General features: G+C 46.6%; 15 protein-coding genes. 8 read left to right on the top strand and 7 right to left on the bottom strand.

Going from position 1 to position 16700, the window contains the following annotated elements; genetic code table 11:
• Positions 1 to 49: 49 nt before the first annotated feature.
• Positions 50 to 1636 (top strand): cation:proton antiporter family protein, encoded by a 1587-nt coding sequence (locus G7083_RS09970; RefSeq protein ID WP_166014628.1) that lies wholly within the window; start codon positions 50 to 52, stop codon positions 1634 to 1636.
• A 198-nt stretch (positions 1637 to 1834) separates the two neighbouring features.
• Positions 1835 to 3499: an asparagine synthase B gene (asnB, locus tag G7083_RS09965; protein WP_166014627.1), complete on the top strand. Its 1665-nt coding sequence runs from the start codon at positions 1835 to 1837 to the stop codon at positions 3497 to 3499.
• A 112-nt stretch (positions 3500 to 3611) separates the two neighbouring features.
• On the opposite strand, the gene rfaH is transcribed toward asnB, so the two are convergent.
• The 4 genes from rfaH to htpG all read right to left on the bottom strand — a co-directional run bounded on the left by rfaH (position 3612) and on the right by htpG (position 8253).
• The gene (gene rfaH, locus G7083_RS09960; protein ID WP_166014626.1) at positions 3612 to 4109 is read right to left on the bottom strand and encodes a transcription/translation regulatory transformer protein RfaH; all 498 of its coding nucleotides are present in this window, start codon (positions 4107 to 4109) and stop codon (positions 3612 to 3614) included.
• 118 nt (positions 4110 to 4227) lie between these two features.
• Positions 4228 to 5211, bottom strand: coding sequence for a ferrochelatase (gene hemH, locus G7083_RS09955; protein ID WP_166014625.1), 984 nt, complete (start codon positions 5209 to 5211; stop codon positions 4228 to 4230).
• 120 nt (positions 5212 to 5331) lie between these two features.
• Positions 5332 to 5976, bottom strand: coding sequence for an adenylate kinase (gene adk / locus G7083_RS09950; RefSeq protein WP_166014624.1), 645 nt, complete (start codon positions 5974 to 5976; stop codon positions 5332 to 5334).
• 369 nt (positions 5977 to 6345) lie between these two features.
• Positions 6346 to 8253 carry a molecular chaperone HtpG gene (gene htpG / locus G7083_RS09945; protein WP_166014623.1) on the bottom strand — a complete coding sequence of 636 codons (1908 nt, stop codon included), beginning with the start codon at positions 8251 to 8253 and terminating at the stop codon, positions 6346 to 6348.
• Positions 8254 to 8516: 263 nt separating this feature from the next.
• Here htpG and G7083_RS09940 point away from each other — a divergent pair, with 263 nt between their 5' ends.
• The 6 genes from G7083_RS09940 to G7083_RS09915 all read left to right on the top strand — a co-directional run bounded on the left by G7083_RS09940 (position 8517) and on the right by G7083_RS09915 (position 13557).
• A complete protein-coding gene (locus G7083_RS09940; RefSeq protein WP_166014622.1) occupies positions 8517 to 9359 on the top strand; it encodes a transcriptional regulator in 843 nt (280 codons plus the stop codon).
• A 9-nt stretch (positions 9360 to 9368) separates the two neighbouring features.
• A complete protein-coding gene (locus G7083_RS09935; protein ID WP_166014621.1) occupies positions 9369 to 9890 on the top strand; it encodes a regulatory protein ToxS in 522 nt (173 codons plus the stop codon).
• 172 nt (positions 9891 to 10062) lie between these two features.
• Entirely contained in the window at positions 10063 to 11013 is a 951-nt protein-coding gene (locus tag G7083_RS09930) for a TIGR01777 family oxidoreductase (RefSeq protein WP_166014620.1), read from the top strand.
• 143 nt (positions 11014 to 11156) lie between these two features.
• Positions 11157 to 12011: a co-chaperone YbbN gene (locus tag G7083_RS09925; RefSeq protein WP_166014619.1), complete on the top strand. Its 855-nt coding sequence runs from the start codon at positions 11157 to 11159 to the stop codon at positions 12009 to 12011.
• Positions 12012 to 12173: 162 nt separating this feature from the next.
• On the top strand, positions 12174 to 13094 hold the full coding sequence (locus tag G7083_RS09920) for an SPFH domain-containing protein (protein ID WP_166014618.1): 921 nt from the start codon (positions 12174 to 12176) through the stop codon (positions 13092 to 13094).
• Between the two features lie 13 nt (positions 13095 to 13107).
• A complete protein-coding gene (locus G7083_RS09915; protein WP_166014617.1) occupies positions 13108 to 13557 on the top strand; it encodes an NfeD family protein in 450 nt (149 codons plus the stop codon).
• A gap of 66 nt (positions 13558 to 13623) precedes the next feature.
• On the opposite strand, the gene cueR is transcribed toward G7083_RS09915, so the two are convergent.
• From cueR to G7083_RS09900, 3 genes are all read right to left on the bottom strand, one after another.
• Entirely contained in the window at positions 13624 to 14058 is a 435-nt protein-coding gene (gene cueR / locus G7083_RS09910) for a Cu(I)-responsive transcriptional regulator (protein WP_166014616.1), read from the bottom strand.
• Between the two features lie 181 nt (positions 14059 to 14239).
• Positions 14240 to 15037 carry a VvgS protein gene (locus tag G7083_RS09905; RefSeq protein ID WP_166014615.1) on the bottom strand — a complete coding sequence of 266 codons (798 nt, stop codon included), beginning with the start codon at positions 15035 to 15037 and terminating at the stop codon, positions 14240 to 14242.
• Between the two features lie 129 nt (positions 15038 to 15166).
• Positions 15167 to 16204, bottom strand: coding sequence for a porin (locus G7083_RS09900; RefSeq protein WP_166014614.1), 1038 nt, complete (start codon positions 16202 to 16204; stop codon positions 15167 to 15169).
• Between the last annotated feature and the right edge of the window lie 496 nt (positions 16205 to 16700).

The raw sequence follows: 16700 nt of genomic DNA, 5'->3' as shown, positions 1-16700 counted from the left end.
TGGTATGTAATACCACCGTTTTTTTATTATTAAATTAAGAACATAGCTCATGGATTTGATACTTCTTTCTGCGGCTTTTCTAGCCGGATTTATCGCTTTAAAGTGCCATTTACCCCCACTGGTCGGCTTTTTGATCGCCGGATTTGCCCTCAATGCTTATGGATTTACAAGCAATGCGACCCTTTCGACCTTGGCGGATTTAGGGGTCACTCTGCTTCTGTTTACCATCGGCTTAAAGCTGGAGGTCAAAACTCTGCTCGCGAAAGAGATCTGGGCCGGTGCGACCATCCACAATTTGCTCTCGACCGCACTATTCACGATTTTATTGTTGATCTTCAAACAACTAGGACTCACCAGTCTGGCCGAGCTCTCGTTGGATAAACTGCTTTTGGTCGGTTTTGCCCTGTCATTCTCTAGTACGGTTTTTGCGGTAAAATCGCTACAAGAAAAAGGTGAAATGAATGCCACCTACGGCACGCTGGCGATTGGTATTCTGGTCATGCAGGATATTTTTGCAGTAGTGTTCCTCACCGCCTCCACTGGCAAACTGCCAGAGTGGTACGCCATTGGCCTATTCATTCTGCCGTTACTACGCCCACTGTTTTATGAACTATTAGATTGGGTCGGCCATGGTGAAATGCTGGTCCTATTTGGCATTTTCTTTGCGCTAGTCGTTGGCGCAGGCAGCTTCCAACTGGTTGGTATGAAACCCGATCTTGGCGCACTGATTTTAGGCATGATGCTCGCCAGCCATCATAAAGCCTCGGAATTATCCAAAGCCCTATTCAATCTCAAAGAAGTATTCTTAGTCTGCTTCTTTCTCAATATCGGACTGTCCGCCCAACCGACCAGCACCGGGATCATGCTTGCGCTGCTGTTACTGCTGCTGCTGCCAATCAAAGGGGTTCTGTATTTTTGGGTCATCCATCAATTCCATTTCCGGGTGCGCACCTCATTGCTTGCGTCATTCTCACTGTTTAACTTCAGTGAATTTGGGCTGATTGTCGGTGGACTGGCGTTCAAAATGGGCTGGATCAACAGTGATATTCTGGTCGCCCTAGCGGTTTCGGTGCCTTTATCGTTTATTTTAGCCGCGCCAATTGAACGTAAAGGTCATGCCATATACCAGCGTTCAGCCAGATGGCTGAAAGAGTGTGCCGCCGAGTCACTGCATACCCGTGATCGGCTGATTGATCCTGGTACAGCACAAGTGCTGATTTTAGGCATGGGCAGGATCGGCCGTGGCGCTTATGAAGAGCTCACCTCACGGCATGGCGAGATCTGTCTCGGGGTCGAAATTCGTGAAGATGCCGCAATTAGCCATCGTGAACAGGGACGCAATGTGATCTCTGGTGATGCAACCGACCCTGATTTTTGGGAGCGCATTTTTGACACCGGAAAAGTCAAACTGGTGTTACTGGCGATGCCCCACCATCAAGCTAACCAAGTGGCACTTGAACAATTACACAAACGCCATTACCAAGGACAAATTGCCGCGATAGCAGAGTATCCAGATCAGATCGAGAGCCTGCTTGAGCAAGGAGCTCACGCGGCATTCAACATTTACAGTGAGGCGGGTACTGGTTTTGCACGCCATGTATCGGAGCAACTCAAGCCAAACTTTACCAAACGCTAGTCAGGCATAGGGCGAATTTCGCCCTATCGTCTATTTTCCCATCAATTATTAAACCGCATCTAACCAAACCAACAAATAAATAGAAAAAATTTAATCAAAATCTTTTTATTCAAAATAAAACCTAAGCAAGGGTTGCGATTTTTAATCAGAATGGCAAATTAATGCCAACAGATTAAAAAACATTTAAAAGGAATTGATATGTGTTCTATTTTTGGCATCTTAGACATTAAAACCGATGCAGCGGCATTACGACCAGTGGCACTGGAAATGTCGAAAAAACTGCGCCATCGTGGCCCTGACTGGTCTGGGATCTACGCCTGCGACAAAGCCATTCTGGCTCATGAACGTCTGGCAATTGTCGGTCTGAGCAGCGGTGCGCAACCCCTGTATAGCCCAGATCGTAAGCTGATCTTAGCGGTCAATGGTGAAATCTATAACCACAAAGAGATCCGTGAGCGTTACCAAGGCCAATATCAATTCCAAACTGACTCTGATTGTGAGGTGATCTTAGCTCTATACCGTGATAAAGGGGTTGAGCTATTAGAAGAACTCAACGGCATTTTCGCCTTCGTCCTCTACGATGAAGAAAAAGACCAGTACCTGATCGGCCGTGACCATATTGGCATCATCCCGCTTTATCAGGGCCATGATGAACACGGTAACTTATATGTCGCTTCGGAAATGAAAGCACTGGTTCCGGTGTGTAAAACCTTGAGTGAATTTCCTCCTGGTAGCTATTTAAGCTCACAAGATAAAACCGCGACGCGCTACTACGTGCGAGACTGGAACCACTATGATGCAGTAAAAGACAACGTCAGCAGCAAGCAAGAACTCACCCAAGCGTTAGAAGCCGCAGTAAAACGTCAACTGATGACCGATGTGCCTTATGGGGTACTGCTGTCTGGTGGACTCGACTCATCAATTACCTCAGCGATTGCGAAACGTTTTGCCGCCATGCGAATTGAAGATGATGAGAAAACCGCCGCTTGGTGGCCACAATTGCACTCATTCGCGATTGGTTTAGAAGGCGCGCCAGATCTCAAAGCGGCGCGTGAAGTGGCAGAGCAAATTGGCACCGTTCACCATGAAATGATCTATACCCTGCAAGAAGGATTAGACGCGATCCGTGATGTGATTTATCACATTGAGACTTATGACGTCACAACGATTCGAGCCTCAACCCCGATGTTCTTAATGGGCAGAAAAATCAAAGCGATGGGGATTAAAATGGTGCTTTCTGGCGAAGGGGCAGATGAAATCTTTGGTGGCTATCTCTATTTCCACAAAGCCCCCAACGCGCAAGAATTCCATGAAGAAACGGTTCGCAAACTGCTAGCACTCAACCTATTCGACTGTGCTCGCGCGAACAAATCACTGGCGGCTTGGGGCGTAGAAGGCCGTGTTCCCTTCCTCGATAAAGAGTTTATTGATGTCGCGATGCGCCTCAACCCACAAGATAAAATGTGTGGCAACGGTAAGATGGAAAAACACATTCTACGCGAATGCTTTGAGGATTATCTGCCGGCGTCGATTGCATGGCGTCAAAAAGAGCAGTTTTCTGACGGCGTCGGTTACGGCTGGATTGATACTCTGAAAGCCACCGCGGAAGCCAAAGTCACCGATCAACAGATGGAGAGCGCGTCATTCCGCTTCCCTTACAACACGCCGACCACCAAAGAAGGCTACGTGTATCGAGAAATTTTTGAAGAGCTGTTCCCACTAGAATCGGCAGCACGCTGCGTACCGGGAGGCCCATCCGTCGCTTGCTCTTCCGCGAAAGCCATTGAGTGGGATGAATCGTTTAAAAACTGCATCGATCCATCCGGTCGTGCGGTGAAAGCGGTGCACAAACAGGCTTACTAAGTTTTAATGCGTTCACAGCAAACTCAAATAGAACGCAGATAACAAAAAAGCCAGAGCCGATCCGATCGCTCTGGCTTTTTTATCGTGTGCAGCGTAGAAAACTCACTCAGCGTTAGGTGATTTCCCAATCCGTATTTTCAATACTGATCGGTACTTGCTGACTGATCATGTTAACCAGCATAATCGAGCGAGTTTCGCCATCCGGTTGCTGATAAATAGCATCAATCCCAGCAAACTGGCCTCGGGCAACGTGTACCGTTTGTCCTTGCTCTGGCAACTGATTAACCACTTGGCGCGATTTTTCAGCATCAAGCAGCTTTAATTGATCAATCAGTTCTGCTGGCACTTCATGTGGGATGAGCCCCAAGCGTACAAAATCCACCACTCCTCGCGTTGAACGCACAGTGGTAAAGCAAGGACCCAATTCAAAATCAAAGTGCACAAAGAGATAGGATGGAAACAGTGGTTCCAAGCGCTTTTGCTGCTTACCTTTGTGAATTTTCTCCACCCATATTTTCGGGTAGAAACACTCGACACTCTGATTGTTCAAGTGCAGCTGCGCGCGCTGCTGTTCACCGCGCTTACAGTAAAGTAGATACCAACGTTTCATCTTTATTTTTATCAGCCAACTTTTTTGGGCATGCTATCACACCCAACTGACAAAGGTGAAATCAGCCATTAAGCGCCATTGCACTAAATTGCCATACCAGCACACCAAGGGGGATTTTCTAATACTCCATGATTGGCTTGCCAATATTCGTATTGACCAGATCCGCCATCAGCGCAATATGCGGCGAGCTATCGTTTAAACAAGCAATGTAATGGAAAGCTTCACCACCATGGTGCAGGAAAATGTGCCGATTCTGCTCAGCGATCTCTTCTAACGTTTCTAAACAATCGACCGAAAAGGCAGGACAAATCACATCCAGCTTTTTCACCCCCTGATTGGGCAAGGCTTGCATGGTTTGGTCAGTATAAGGCTGCAGCCATACTTCCTTACCAAACTGCGACTGGTAACTCATCATCACCTTATCCGCCGCTAACCCTAACGCCTCAGCCAGTAAGCGAGTGGTGGTTTGGCACTGTAGGGGATAAATATCACCATGATCGGCATAGCGCTGCGGAATACCATGGTAAGAGCAAAGTAACAGATCACCTTGTCCATGTTGCTGCCATGAATCGCGAACAGTTTGCGCGAGCGCTTGGATATACAGCGGATGATCATGATAATCGGGAATAAATTGCAACTGAGGGACTACAGGTAATTGGCGCAACGCTCGTGCTAGACCATCAAATACCGCCGCCGTTGTCGTAGCGGAATATTGCGGATAGAGCGGTAGCACAACAATCTGCTCTACGCCTTGCTGCTGCAACTTACGTACACCGTCCAATAAGCTCGGCTGGCCATAAGTCATACCCAGCTCGACTGGAAATTGAGTTAGCTGTGCCAGCTTTGCCTGTTGACTGAGCGAATAAACCATCAGTGGCGAGCCTTGCTCCATCCAAATCGACTGATACAGCTTAGCCACTTTCGGTGCGCGAGTCGGCAAAATAATCCCATGCAGCAATGGACACCATAACCAGCGATTCATATCCACCACCCGCTGATCATGTAAAAACTGACTCAAGAACGCTTTCACCGCTTGCGTAGTTGGTGCATTAGGCGTACCCAAATTGGCCAGCAAAATACCGACTTTTTTATGCTGATTCATCGCTTCCTTCAATAAGCACAAGGCTAAGATTATCGTTCTACGGATTAAAGTGTATAAAAAAAGCGGCATCACTGCCGCTTTATTTGACCTATCAATCCAATCAGATAATCGGAAGAATTGTTACGCCAAAGCGTGAGCGATGTCAGCACTCACTTCGCTCACTGGTTTAGTACCATCAAACTTAAGATATTGAGTATGACCAGCCGCCGCTTCTTTACCGTAGTAATCAATCAGCGGCGCAGTTTGGGTGTGATAAACTTGCAGACGTGCACGAACGGTCTCTTCTTTATCATCTTCGCGGATCACTAAATCTTCCCCAGTCACATCATCTTTACCCGCCACTTGCGGTGGATTGTAAACTACGTGGTAAGTACGACCTGAAGCAATATGCGCACGACGACCGGCCATGCGCTCAACAATCACATCATCAGCCACATCAAACTCAATCACATAATCGACATTGATACCCATCGCTTTTAAGCCATCCGCTTGTGGGATAGTGCGTGGGAAGCCATCAAGTAGGAAACCTTTCTCACAATCCGCTTGAGCAATACGCTCTTTGATCAGACCTAAAATGATCTCATCTGAGACCAATTGCCCAGCATCGATTACCGCTTTCGCTTGCTGACCAAGCTCAGTGCCCGCCTTGATGGCTGCACGCAGCATGTCACCAGTCGAAATTTGTGGGATCGCAAATTTGTCCATGATGAATTGAGCCTGTGTGCCTTTACCTGCACCCGGAGCGCCGAGAAGAATGATGCGCATGTTTTATCCTCATACTAATTAATTTTTATACCGAAGCTCACTGCATAAACCAAACTAACGGTAAGTTTCGGTATAACCGATAGCAATCTCGCCAAACGATCACTTAACTTTAGAAAAATTCACCACCAAGGCTCACTTACTAAGGTTCGCTTGCCAAGTCGGCGTGCAAAAATACACGCGTTAATCGCCACATTCAAGTGCGGAATTCTACCACACAAATTTGCCCGTATAGCGGCCACAGCAAAAGAATGTGATACCCCAAACCCACATCCGTCAGCGTGCTGCAACAACCACTCTAAAAACGCCAACTGAGGCCACTAAAAAGCCCGCCGAAGCGGGCTGAGAAACCGAAGATCACACCAGTAAGCTTTAGTGTGTTGAGGTTAATAGTTGGTTAATCGCCGTTAAAAATTGGCTTGGATCTTCCATCGAACCGCGTTCGGCCAACATGGCTTGTCCCAGTAATACCTCAACCCAGCGGCCAAAAATTTGTTCATCCGCTTGATCAGCCATGCTTTTCACCAACGCATGCTCTGGGTTAATTTCAAGGATGTATTTCACTTCCGGTACTGGCTGGCCAGCCGCCGCCAGCAACTTAGCCATTTGTGTGCCCATTTCCGCATCATCAGTCACCACTACCGCTGGGGTATTGGCCAGCTTAAAGGTAGTACGCACCTCTTGTACGCGGTCGCCTAAATAGTGCTGCACCCGTTCAACCACCGATTTGAATTGCTGTTCGGTCTGTTTGTGCTGCTCTTTTTGCGCTTCATCTTCAAACTGGCTAAGATCCAGTCCCGCCTTGCTGATCGATTGCAATGTCTTACCGGCAAACTCCGGCAAGTAGTTCATCAACCATTCATCAATTCGATCGAACATCAGAATGACTTCAATCCCTTTCGATTTAAATTGCTCTAAATGCGGGCTATTTTTGGCAGCGTTATAGCTATCGGCAGTGAGGTAATAGATCTTATCTTGCCCTTCTTTCATGCGGTCAATATAAGCGGCAAGACTGACGGTTTGCTCTGCCGAATCAACCTCAGTCGAGGCAAAACGCAGCAAACCGGCCACTTTATCACGGTGGGCAAAATCTTCGGCTGGGCCTTCTTTGAGCACCAAACCAAACTCTTTCCAGAATTTTTGATAGTTTTCGGCATCATTGCTCGCCATACGCTCCAGCATGGTCAGCACGCGTTTGGTACAAGCTTGACGCAGCGATTGGGTCACCTTGTTATCTTGCAGAATTTCGCGTGACACGTTGAGCGGCAGATCGTTGGAGTCAATCAAACCACGCACAAAACGCAGGTAAGAAGGCATAAACTGCGCTGCATCATCCATAATAAACACGCGTTGCACATACAGCTTCAAGCCATGTTTATGGTCGCGGTTGTAAAGATCCCACGGCGCTTTGGCTGGAATATACAGCAAGCTGGTGTAATCATTTTTACCTTCAACCTTGTTATGGCTCCACAACAAAGGATCGCTAAAATCATGCGACACATGCTTATAAAATTCTTTATATTCTTCATCGCTCACCTCTGATTTAGAACGAGTCCACAACGCTTGTGCCTTATTGACCTGTTCCCATTTAGTGACAGAGGTTGCTTGACCTTGTTCATCCAACTCTGCAGTTTGGATATAAACCGGAATACCAATGTGATCAGAATATTTACCAATCACATCGCGCAGACGCCACTCGGACAGAAATTCTTGGCCATCTTCGCGCAAATGTAGAATGATTTCGGTACCACGCGAGGCTTTATTAATGGTTTCAACCGTGTACTCACCTTCCCCTTGCGAATGCCACTGTACCGCATCGGCCGCCGCGCTTCCCGCAGCACGGGTGCGCACGGTCACCGCATCGGCAACAATAAAGGCCGAATAGAAACCGACCCCAAATTGACCAATCAATTGTGAGTTTTTCGACTGCTGATCGGAAAGTTTGGAGAAAAACTCCGCGGTCCCCGATTTCGCAATGGTGCCAAGGTTTTCGATCACTTCATCACGACTCATACCGATACCATTATCGGCAATGGTCAACGTCTGCTGATCTTTATCAAACGATAGCTTGACCGCTAACTCGGCATCCCCCTGATACAGTTCAGGGTTTGAGAGAGCTTGAAAACGCAACTTATCCGCTGCATCAGAAGCATTAGAAATCAATTCACGTAAAAAAATCTCTTTGTTGGAATACAAAGAGTGAATCATCAGGTGCAGTAGTTGCTTAACTTCCGATTGAAAACCACGGGTTTCTTTATTAGTGGTTACTGTATCGCTCATAATCGCTCCGTTTACTTCTGTTTCAAACTGTTGATCCATCGAGAGACAATGGAATGACCTTGATCTGTCAGAGAGATATGGACAAAAAATGTAAATTCAAGGTCAAAAGTCATAAAAACACTGTTTTTTGTTGGCGATTGGATTATCCTAGCCACATATTTTTATCAAAAAAGATAAAAAACCAGTAAAGTCTGCCTATTGGGACAAGGAAATACTGGGATAGCCGATGTTCATACTAGGACGCAACTCAAAAGAAGATATCGATGGGTAATATTGGTACTAAATTCATTGTTGCTGAAAGATTCACCTTTGATCCCTTAAGCAATGCGCTGATTGATAAAGACAATGATCAAGAGTTAATCCGGCTCGGCAGTAACGAAAGCCGCATTCTATGGTTACTGGCCCAGCGTCCCAATGATGTGGTGTCTCGCCATGATTTACATGCTTTTGTCTGGCGCGAACAAGGATTTGAGGTCGATGACTCCAGTCTGACCCAAGCCATTTCAACCTTGCGCAAAACGCTGAAAGATTCCACTAAACTGCCACAATACATTAAAACCGTGCCCAAACGTGGTTATCAACTCATCGCGCGGGTGGAAATTGTTGAACAAACCATTCAGCGCGACAGCGAATTATTAAGCACCGAGTTTGCCGAAACTGACAAGATGTCGTCTGAAGTGCTCGAAGAGTGTACTGCCCCCAAAATCAGCCACTCTCAACCCTCAACTAGCGCAACGCCAGTCAAAACTAAGCCCGACTGGCTCACTCGGCTAATGTTTTTGGTCGCGATTGTGATGCCATGTTTAGTGTTGCTCACCAACCCAAGCCAAGCCAATTTCAAACCGTTAACCACGGTAGATGGGATTGCGGTCAATACCCCGATTAACCATCCGGATCTGTCACCTTGGCTAATTCCGATCAAATTATGCATCCAAAAATATAATCAACAACATACGGATCAATTAAAGCCACTGATGGTGATTGCCACCGGTGGGCAAAATAACCAACTCACGCTCAACTATATTCATAGCACTGCAGCCTCTAACAGCAATATCAGTTTACGCATTGTGGCCAATCCCAGCGATGCAATTAAAGTGTGCGAATAGGACTTTTCGATGAAATATAGATATATCGCGATTGGCAGCTTATTGTTTAGCCTGTTACTCACCGCCAAGCTGTACTGGGGCAGTGATTTTAAGCTGGAGCAAGTGTTAACTTCGCGTGAATGGCAATCCAAAATGGTTTCGCTGATCACCAGCCAAAATAACAGCCCAGCCATGGGCGAGTTACGCCGTGTCGAAGTTAATTCGAATGTGAAATATTTGCCCAACGGTACTTATTCGCGGGTTTCGATTGTTAAACTGTTTGCCGAAGATCATACATCTGAGAGTTCAATTAATATCTCCGAATCCGGAGAATGGGATATCAGTGATAATTATCTGCTGGTCACCCCAAACGAATTTAAAGATATCTCATCCAGCCACAATAACGATTTTAATCCAGAACAGCTTCAGCTCATCACTCAACTGTTCAAAATGGAAGCACAACAGAGTCGCCGGATCGATATTGTCAATCCCAGAACGCTGCTGTTTACTAGCCTCAATCATGGTTCGGCTATATTGTTTAGTAATGAGTAAAGCCTAGGTTCTCGGATCTATACCCAAACAACGTGAAGTTGCAGGTAAGCGGCAAGTAAATGAGTCCCCATGAACATCGACAAACTATGTGATTGGAGTGAGCCAACGTCGCCAACACCGCTGCAGCTTCAAGTAGTAAGGGGATAAACATCACTCGCGACAAGGAGTCATCATGCGCATATTGATCACTGGTGGTAGTGGCTTTATTGGTAGCCAACTGATAAAGATGCTGAGTGGGCATCAACTGCTGGTGCTGACTCGCGACATAACCAAAGCTCACGCGCATTTTAGCGCGCTCGGGGTATTGCCAAAGGCACGCGCAAATCTGACCTTGCTCGACTCACTGGATTCGCTAGCCGATTTCAATCAAATTGATGCGGTAATCAACCTGGCTGGTGAGCCGATTGCCGATCGGCGCTGGACGACCGCGCAAAAGCAGCGCATTACCGACAGTCGCTTAAACATCACTGAACAGTTGGTCGCAAAAATTCATGCCAGCACCCAACCGCCACGAGTATTACTCAGTGGTTCAGCGGTCGGTTGGTATGGCGATCAGCAACAGCACGCGTTTGATGAGCAGTTACACGTACATAGCCAACATTTCTCGCATCAAGTTTGCCAGCAATGGGAACAGCTCGCTTTGAAAGCCCAATCAAACCAAACTCGTGTTTGCCTACTGCGCACAGGTATTGTGCTCGCCCGCCATGGCGGTGCGCTCAAAAAAATGCTACCCGCTTACCGGCTCGGTCTCGGTGGACCGATTGCCGATGGTCAGCAATATCTGCCGTGGATTCATATGCAAGATATGCTGCGCGCGATACTGTTTTTGCTCGAAACCGAACACGCCCAAGGTGCGTATAATCTCTGTGCACCCCATCCAGTACCCAATGCGCAATTTAGCCTTACCCTTGCTAACACCTTACAGCGCCCGCATTTATTGACCATTCCACGCTGGCTGATACAACTGTTAATGGGTGAAGCCAGCGAGCTACTGCTCGATAGCCAACGAGCCAAACCGAAAAAACTGACTGATTTAGGCTTTCAATTTAACTACTGCCGAATTGAAAGCGCACTCCAACAACTATACCCAAACAACTTGGAGTTACAGGTAGGCGGCAAGTGAGTGAATCCCCATGAGCATAGGCAAACTATGTGATTGGGGTGAGCGAACGTAGCCAACACCGCTGCAACTTCAAGTAGGAAGGGTATATTAAGCCCAACTTCACCCCCAATTTAAATGGGATATTGTGCCACTAAGGATCGACCATGCCAGCCAGCACTATGATTGATATTACTGAATATAATTTCCAGCAGGTACTTGAACACTCTAGCCTTACGCCAGTGCTGTTTTATTTTTGGGCAGAAGCCAGCCCAGAGAGCGTGCAACTACTACCGGCATTGGAGCAACTGGTTGAACGTTATCAAGGCGCAGTGGTATTGGCTCGTTTAAATTGTCAGCAGCAACAAGCGATTGCCGCACAATTTGGCATCCAGGCAATCCCAACCATTGCCCTATTTATTCAAGGTCAGCCCGTCGATGGTTTAGGTGGCGCGCAACCGATCAGTGCGATTGAAGAGATGCTTGAACGCCATTTACCCAATGCGGAACAGCGTTTAATTCAGCAAGCGCTTGAGTTGGTCGCACAAGGCGAATACCAACCCGCGCTAACGCTATTATCCGGTTTAACAGAACCGTGGTGTAGTCAAGGCGAAGTCAAACTCGCTTTAGCCACTTGTTATCTCGAAACCGGCGCGTTCGATGCCGCCGAGGCGATGCTGGCCAGCATTCCACTCGCCTACCAACAAGGCGATTACCGAACCCTATTGGCCAAGCTTGAATTGCATCAGCAGGCCGCAAATAGCCCTGAGTTAATCGCGCTTGAACAGCAGTGGCAAGCCGATCCCAAAAATCCAAGCCTAGCTCTGGAACTGGCACGCCAATACCATCAAGTTAAACGGGATGAAGAAGCGTTGAGTTTACTGTGGTCTTGGCTCAGTCATGATCTCAATACGCTTGAGGGGGAAATGAAAAAAACCTTGATCGATATGCTCACCGCACTCGGCCAAGGCAATCCGCTCGCTACTCAATATCGCAAACAGCTTTACTCGCGACTGTATTAATTTAACCTGAATCGATAAATTGCCACCAGATCGCAATCTTAGCGATGGGTGGCACTCTCTAACCAGTAAGTGCGTATACTTTTTACTTAGGCGTATACCACTTGGCGCTGCCGCCAACACGGCACCACAACCACACGCTTCACTCAACAACAAGGAAAGATTATGGCTATTGATTCATTGATCACCATTGCAATATTGGTCGGCGCGGTGGTGATTTTTCTCTCATCGGCGGTCAAAACCGTACCACAAGGACACAACTGGACGGTAGAGCGCTTTGGTCGTTATACCCAAACCTTAAAACCGGGGCTCAATCTGATCATTCCGTTTATTGATCGGGTTGGGCAAAAAATTAATATGATGGAGCAAGTGTTAGATATTCCCGCCCAAGAAGTGATTTCTAAAGACAACGCCAATGTGGTGATTGATGCGGTGTGCTTCGTGCAAGTGATTGATGCCGCTAAAGCGGCTTATGAAGTCAGCCAACTGCAACATGCGATCCGTAATCTGACCTTAACCAATATGCGTACCGTATTAGGATCGATGGAGCTGGATGAAATGCTCAGTCAACGTGATATGATCAACACTAAACTGCTGTCGATTGTTGACCATGCCACTAGCCCATGGGGTGTGAAAGTCACCCGGATTGAAATTAAAGATGTGCAACCACCGGCGGACTTAACCGCAGCCATGAATGCGCAGATGAAAGCCGAACGTAATAAACGCGCTGAAGTCCTTGAAGCAGAAGGGGTGCGCCAAGCGCAAATCTTACGTGCAGAAGGGCAAAAGCAATCCGAAATTCTTAAGGCAGAAGGGGAAAAGCAAGCGGCGATTTTACAAGCGGAAGCGCGTGAGCGTGCCGCAGAAGCCGAAGCGAAGGCCACTACTATGGTGTCCGAAGCTATCGCCAAAGGCGATATGCAAGCGGTCAATTACTTTATTGCCCAAGGCTATACCGAAGCGCTCAAAGCGATTGGTCAGGCAGAGAATGGTAAGATCATCATGCTACCACTGGAAGCTACCGGTCTGATGGGCTCAATCGCTGGCATCGCTGAAATGTTTCAATCCTCTCAATCTAAGCAATAGGTAAGGTAATCTTGTGATCGCGCTGCTCTCGCAATTGAATGTTTGGCACTGGCTAACTTTAGGCTTGCTACTGCTCGCCGTCGAACTGCTCGGTACCGCAGGTTATTTCCTGTGGCTGGGGCTTTCTGCATTATTGGTCGGAGCGCTACTGCTGGTGCTGCCTTTAGGTTGGCAATTACAGTGGTTGGCGTTTGCCAGCTTCGCTCTCGTCACCACTTGGTTGTGGTGGCGACGCCAATTTAGCCAAGATAAACAGCACGATGCCACGCGCGATCTGAACCAAAAAGAGAAGCAACTGATTGGGCGGATGATCCCGATTGCGCAAGATACCGCCGCCGGAGAGTTTCAAGTCACGCTGGGTGATACGCGCTGGACTGCGCGCTGCGCTACCCCGCTGGCCGCAGGCACTGTGGTCAGCGTGATTGCGCTAGATGGCATTATTCTGCTTGTTGAGCCAATTTAGCCGACACTCTCGCTAACCCGCTTGCTTTATATCTCCAAACCACTTGGCGTTGCAGGTAGGCGGGTTCTAACTTTGATCGTGGATTGCTTTGATCGTGGATTGATTGCAACACTCACCTTGTTTGAGCTGATCAATGATCGGGCATTCGCTGCCCTCATCGCCAGGGCACGAGGCAATCCAACTCTCTAGCTGCTGCTTGATCAGGCTTAGCTCGGCCAGTTGGCTTGATACTTGTTGTAGCTTGTGCTGCGCTCGGGCACGAACGGCGGCCCGGGTGCGCTCTGGGTTATTGGCCAACGCCAGCATGGCTTTACACTCATCTAAACTAAACCCTACCCGCCGACAGCGTGCGATCAGCAGTAAATCATCCACATGCCGCTGCGTATAAGTGCGATAACCACTGGCGGAGCGCAGTGGCGGGGTAATAAGACCTTTCTCTTCGTATAGACGAATCGACTTGGCGGTAAGCTCGGTCAGTTTGGCGACTTGGCTAATATTCATAGGCTCCCCCCTAAACAAAAAAGATAAACAAAAACATACCCACAAAGACAAAAATCCAACGATAAAAACCACAAAGGCATGGGGTTAACCATGCCTTGTTAGGATTTAAAATGCAATTCAATGCCGTGAGCGCAAAAATAGCCGCCAGCAACTTTGCATTACAGATAAGAGCAGTAAACGCTTACTCTTGGCTGATCAGCCAAGCCAGAATCGCCGCTTTATCGGCTTTGTCGGCTTTTTGGTACCAATCCGCCATCATGGTCACCAGCTTATGCTCGCTAACCAAAGGCTTATCAACCGCCGCGCGGTTGGCAAACGCCCAGTTGGCAAATTCTTGTTGTTCAGCGCGAGTGGCTTCGCTATACAGATATTGGACCATTTGGTTAGGTTTTGATTCAGTCACCGACTTTACTGGCTCAGCCACCAATACAGGACTCACTTGAAATCCACCAATTGAAAGTTGTAAGTCACTCTCCCTAGCTAGTGCATTCATAAACCCAGAAGCAATACTAAATTGCGTATTCAATCGTCGACTTGCAGATTCAATAGTAAACGCAAAATCCTCTTGGTTGCGCAGAACAGTGTAGTCGATAGGAAAACGAACATATTGGGTTGAAGTGCAGTGTTCTGAACAACTACTTTTCGAAGGTTGCGTCACTTCTAAAGCATATTCTTTATCTTGATATTTTACCGTCTGATATTCATCAAAATTTTCAAAATAGCTTACCTGAAGATAAATATAGCTTTCAGGTACCTCATTTGAAGAACGTGGGATATTAGCCACAATATCTACAGATGATTTAAGTATATCTGGCCCTTTTAGCGCTTTAACTTGCGGAGTAAAACTCTTACTTTTTAGTTGAACAAAATCATAACGTTGATTAACGCTATCAAGGACATCTTGAAAACTACTATCTGCATTAAGAGAACCGCAGGCATTTAATACAAAAGGGATAAGAAAAATTAGTAGTTTACGCATAAAAATGCTACTCCATAAGTTTAAATTGATTCATCGTAATCCATTCATATAAAAAACGCTGACATAATGCCAGCGTTTTAACTAAATATTTTCTAAACCTTAACTTAAAAAATAGATTGTCAGAATCTATTAGAAACCGTACTCAAGACCAACGCGAGTTACAATGTCGGTATCTTTATCAGCTGTGAAATCTGAACGGCCAGCAACACGAATATATGGTACAAATCCGTTGATAACACCCATAACTTGTGCAGATAAGATGTTGTTAGCGTCATCCTGATCTACGCCACCTTTTTCTGAATCAAGGTTAGCTGCATAGCCAACCTTGATTCCAACCGGTCCATTCCAGTATTGACCAACAATTGAGAAAGAGTCTTGAGTATGTTTTACACCTGCAAGTTCAAGTTCTTCACCTTTAAATGCAGCAGCAATACCAAAACCACCAGGTAAACCAGCTTCAAAACCTACGATATAAGCAAAGGAATCTTGCCCGGCAAGACCATTGAAGTCACTTGCAGTCTCAACTCCACCCATCAGTGTCACTGTATCAATAGTATAGCGAGCATTAGCGCCTACGAATGATGAATCTCGTGTTGCTGCACCGCCACCATTGGCATTGTCATCGCGACCAACTGATGTAGCAAAAGAAAAACCACCAAATTTAGGTGAATCATAACGAATCTGGTTTGATTGACGATCATAGTGAGCGGCAATGCCACCCCAGTCAAAGGCTGCACCTAAACCTGGATTAGAAAATGGCCAGTCAACGATTTCATACAGAGGAGTCAAAACTCGACCAACACGCACATTACCCCAATCGCCTGATGCACCGAGATAAGTATCACGGAAGCCTAACACACCACCAGAAACACCACCATGGCCCCAATCGGTACTATCAACATAGCCAGATTCAATTTGCATGGTAACGGTAAAGTTTTCAAACATATCTTTATGGGCACGGAAACCAATACGTGATTCGTTTTCGACTACATAACCCGCGCTATCATCACGATTATCACCAGTGTTGTAGTTCACAAGAGAGATTGCTGCAACACCGTAAACATCTACATTAAAGTCTGAACCAACATTAACACTTGCTGCCATTACGCCAGTTGACGCCATCGCTACTGCAGCACCGAGAAGAGTACGTTTAAACATTTTGTCCATGGATAACTCCTAAAAATGGATATAGCTGTTTTTTGAGTTTCTCCCTTAAGTTGGCCGCCGAAGGGAGAAGTCATTTCCTTTTCGAGTATCGAAACCGATTCTCTTAGTTGTTGGCACACTGTTGTGTATCCATGTCTGTAGACTAACGCTCGGTGCAGAAACATCAATCAGAACTTAATTTTTATCTAAAAAAATATGAGCTACGGCAAACTTCTGGCCGGTTAGTGATCAAGATCGAATTCTTTTCACAAACTGGATGCGGTTATTTCAAAATATTGATTTATAAGCGAATTCACCAATGATGATGCGCATTTTTTTGAATTAGATCGAAAAATAGCGATTTGTAGGGTGACAATTTAAAAACCGATTTGACGACATCGAGAGGCAAAAAACCTAGGTTGTTTTTAGCCAAAAATAAACCCCAGCACAGGCTGAGGTTTAGATAAATTTAATCAAATAAGTTCCCATCGTAATGGCTTGAGCTGGCCAAAAGCTG

It is taken from the genome of Vibrio sp. HDW18, assembly GCF_011306175.1.
Classification (GTDB): domain Bacteria; phylum Pseudomonadota; class Gammaproteobacteria; order Enterobacterales; family Vibrionaceae; genus Vibrio; species Vibrio chanodichtyis.
The sequence above is the reverse complement of the archived record's forward strand: the minus strand, read 5'-3'. Positions and strand labels throughout refer to the sequence as shown.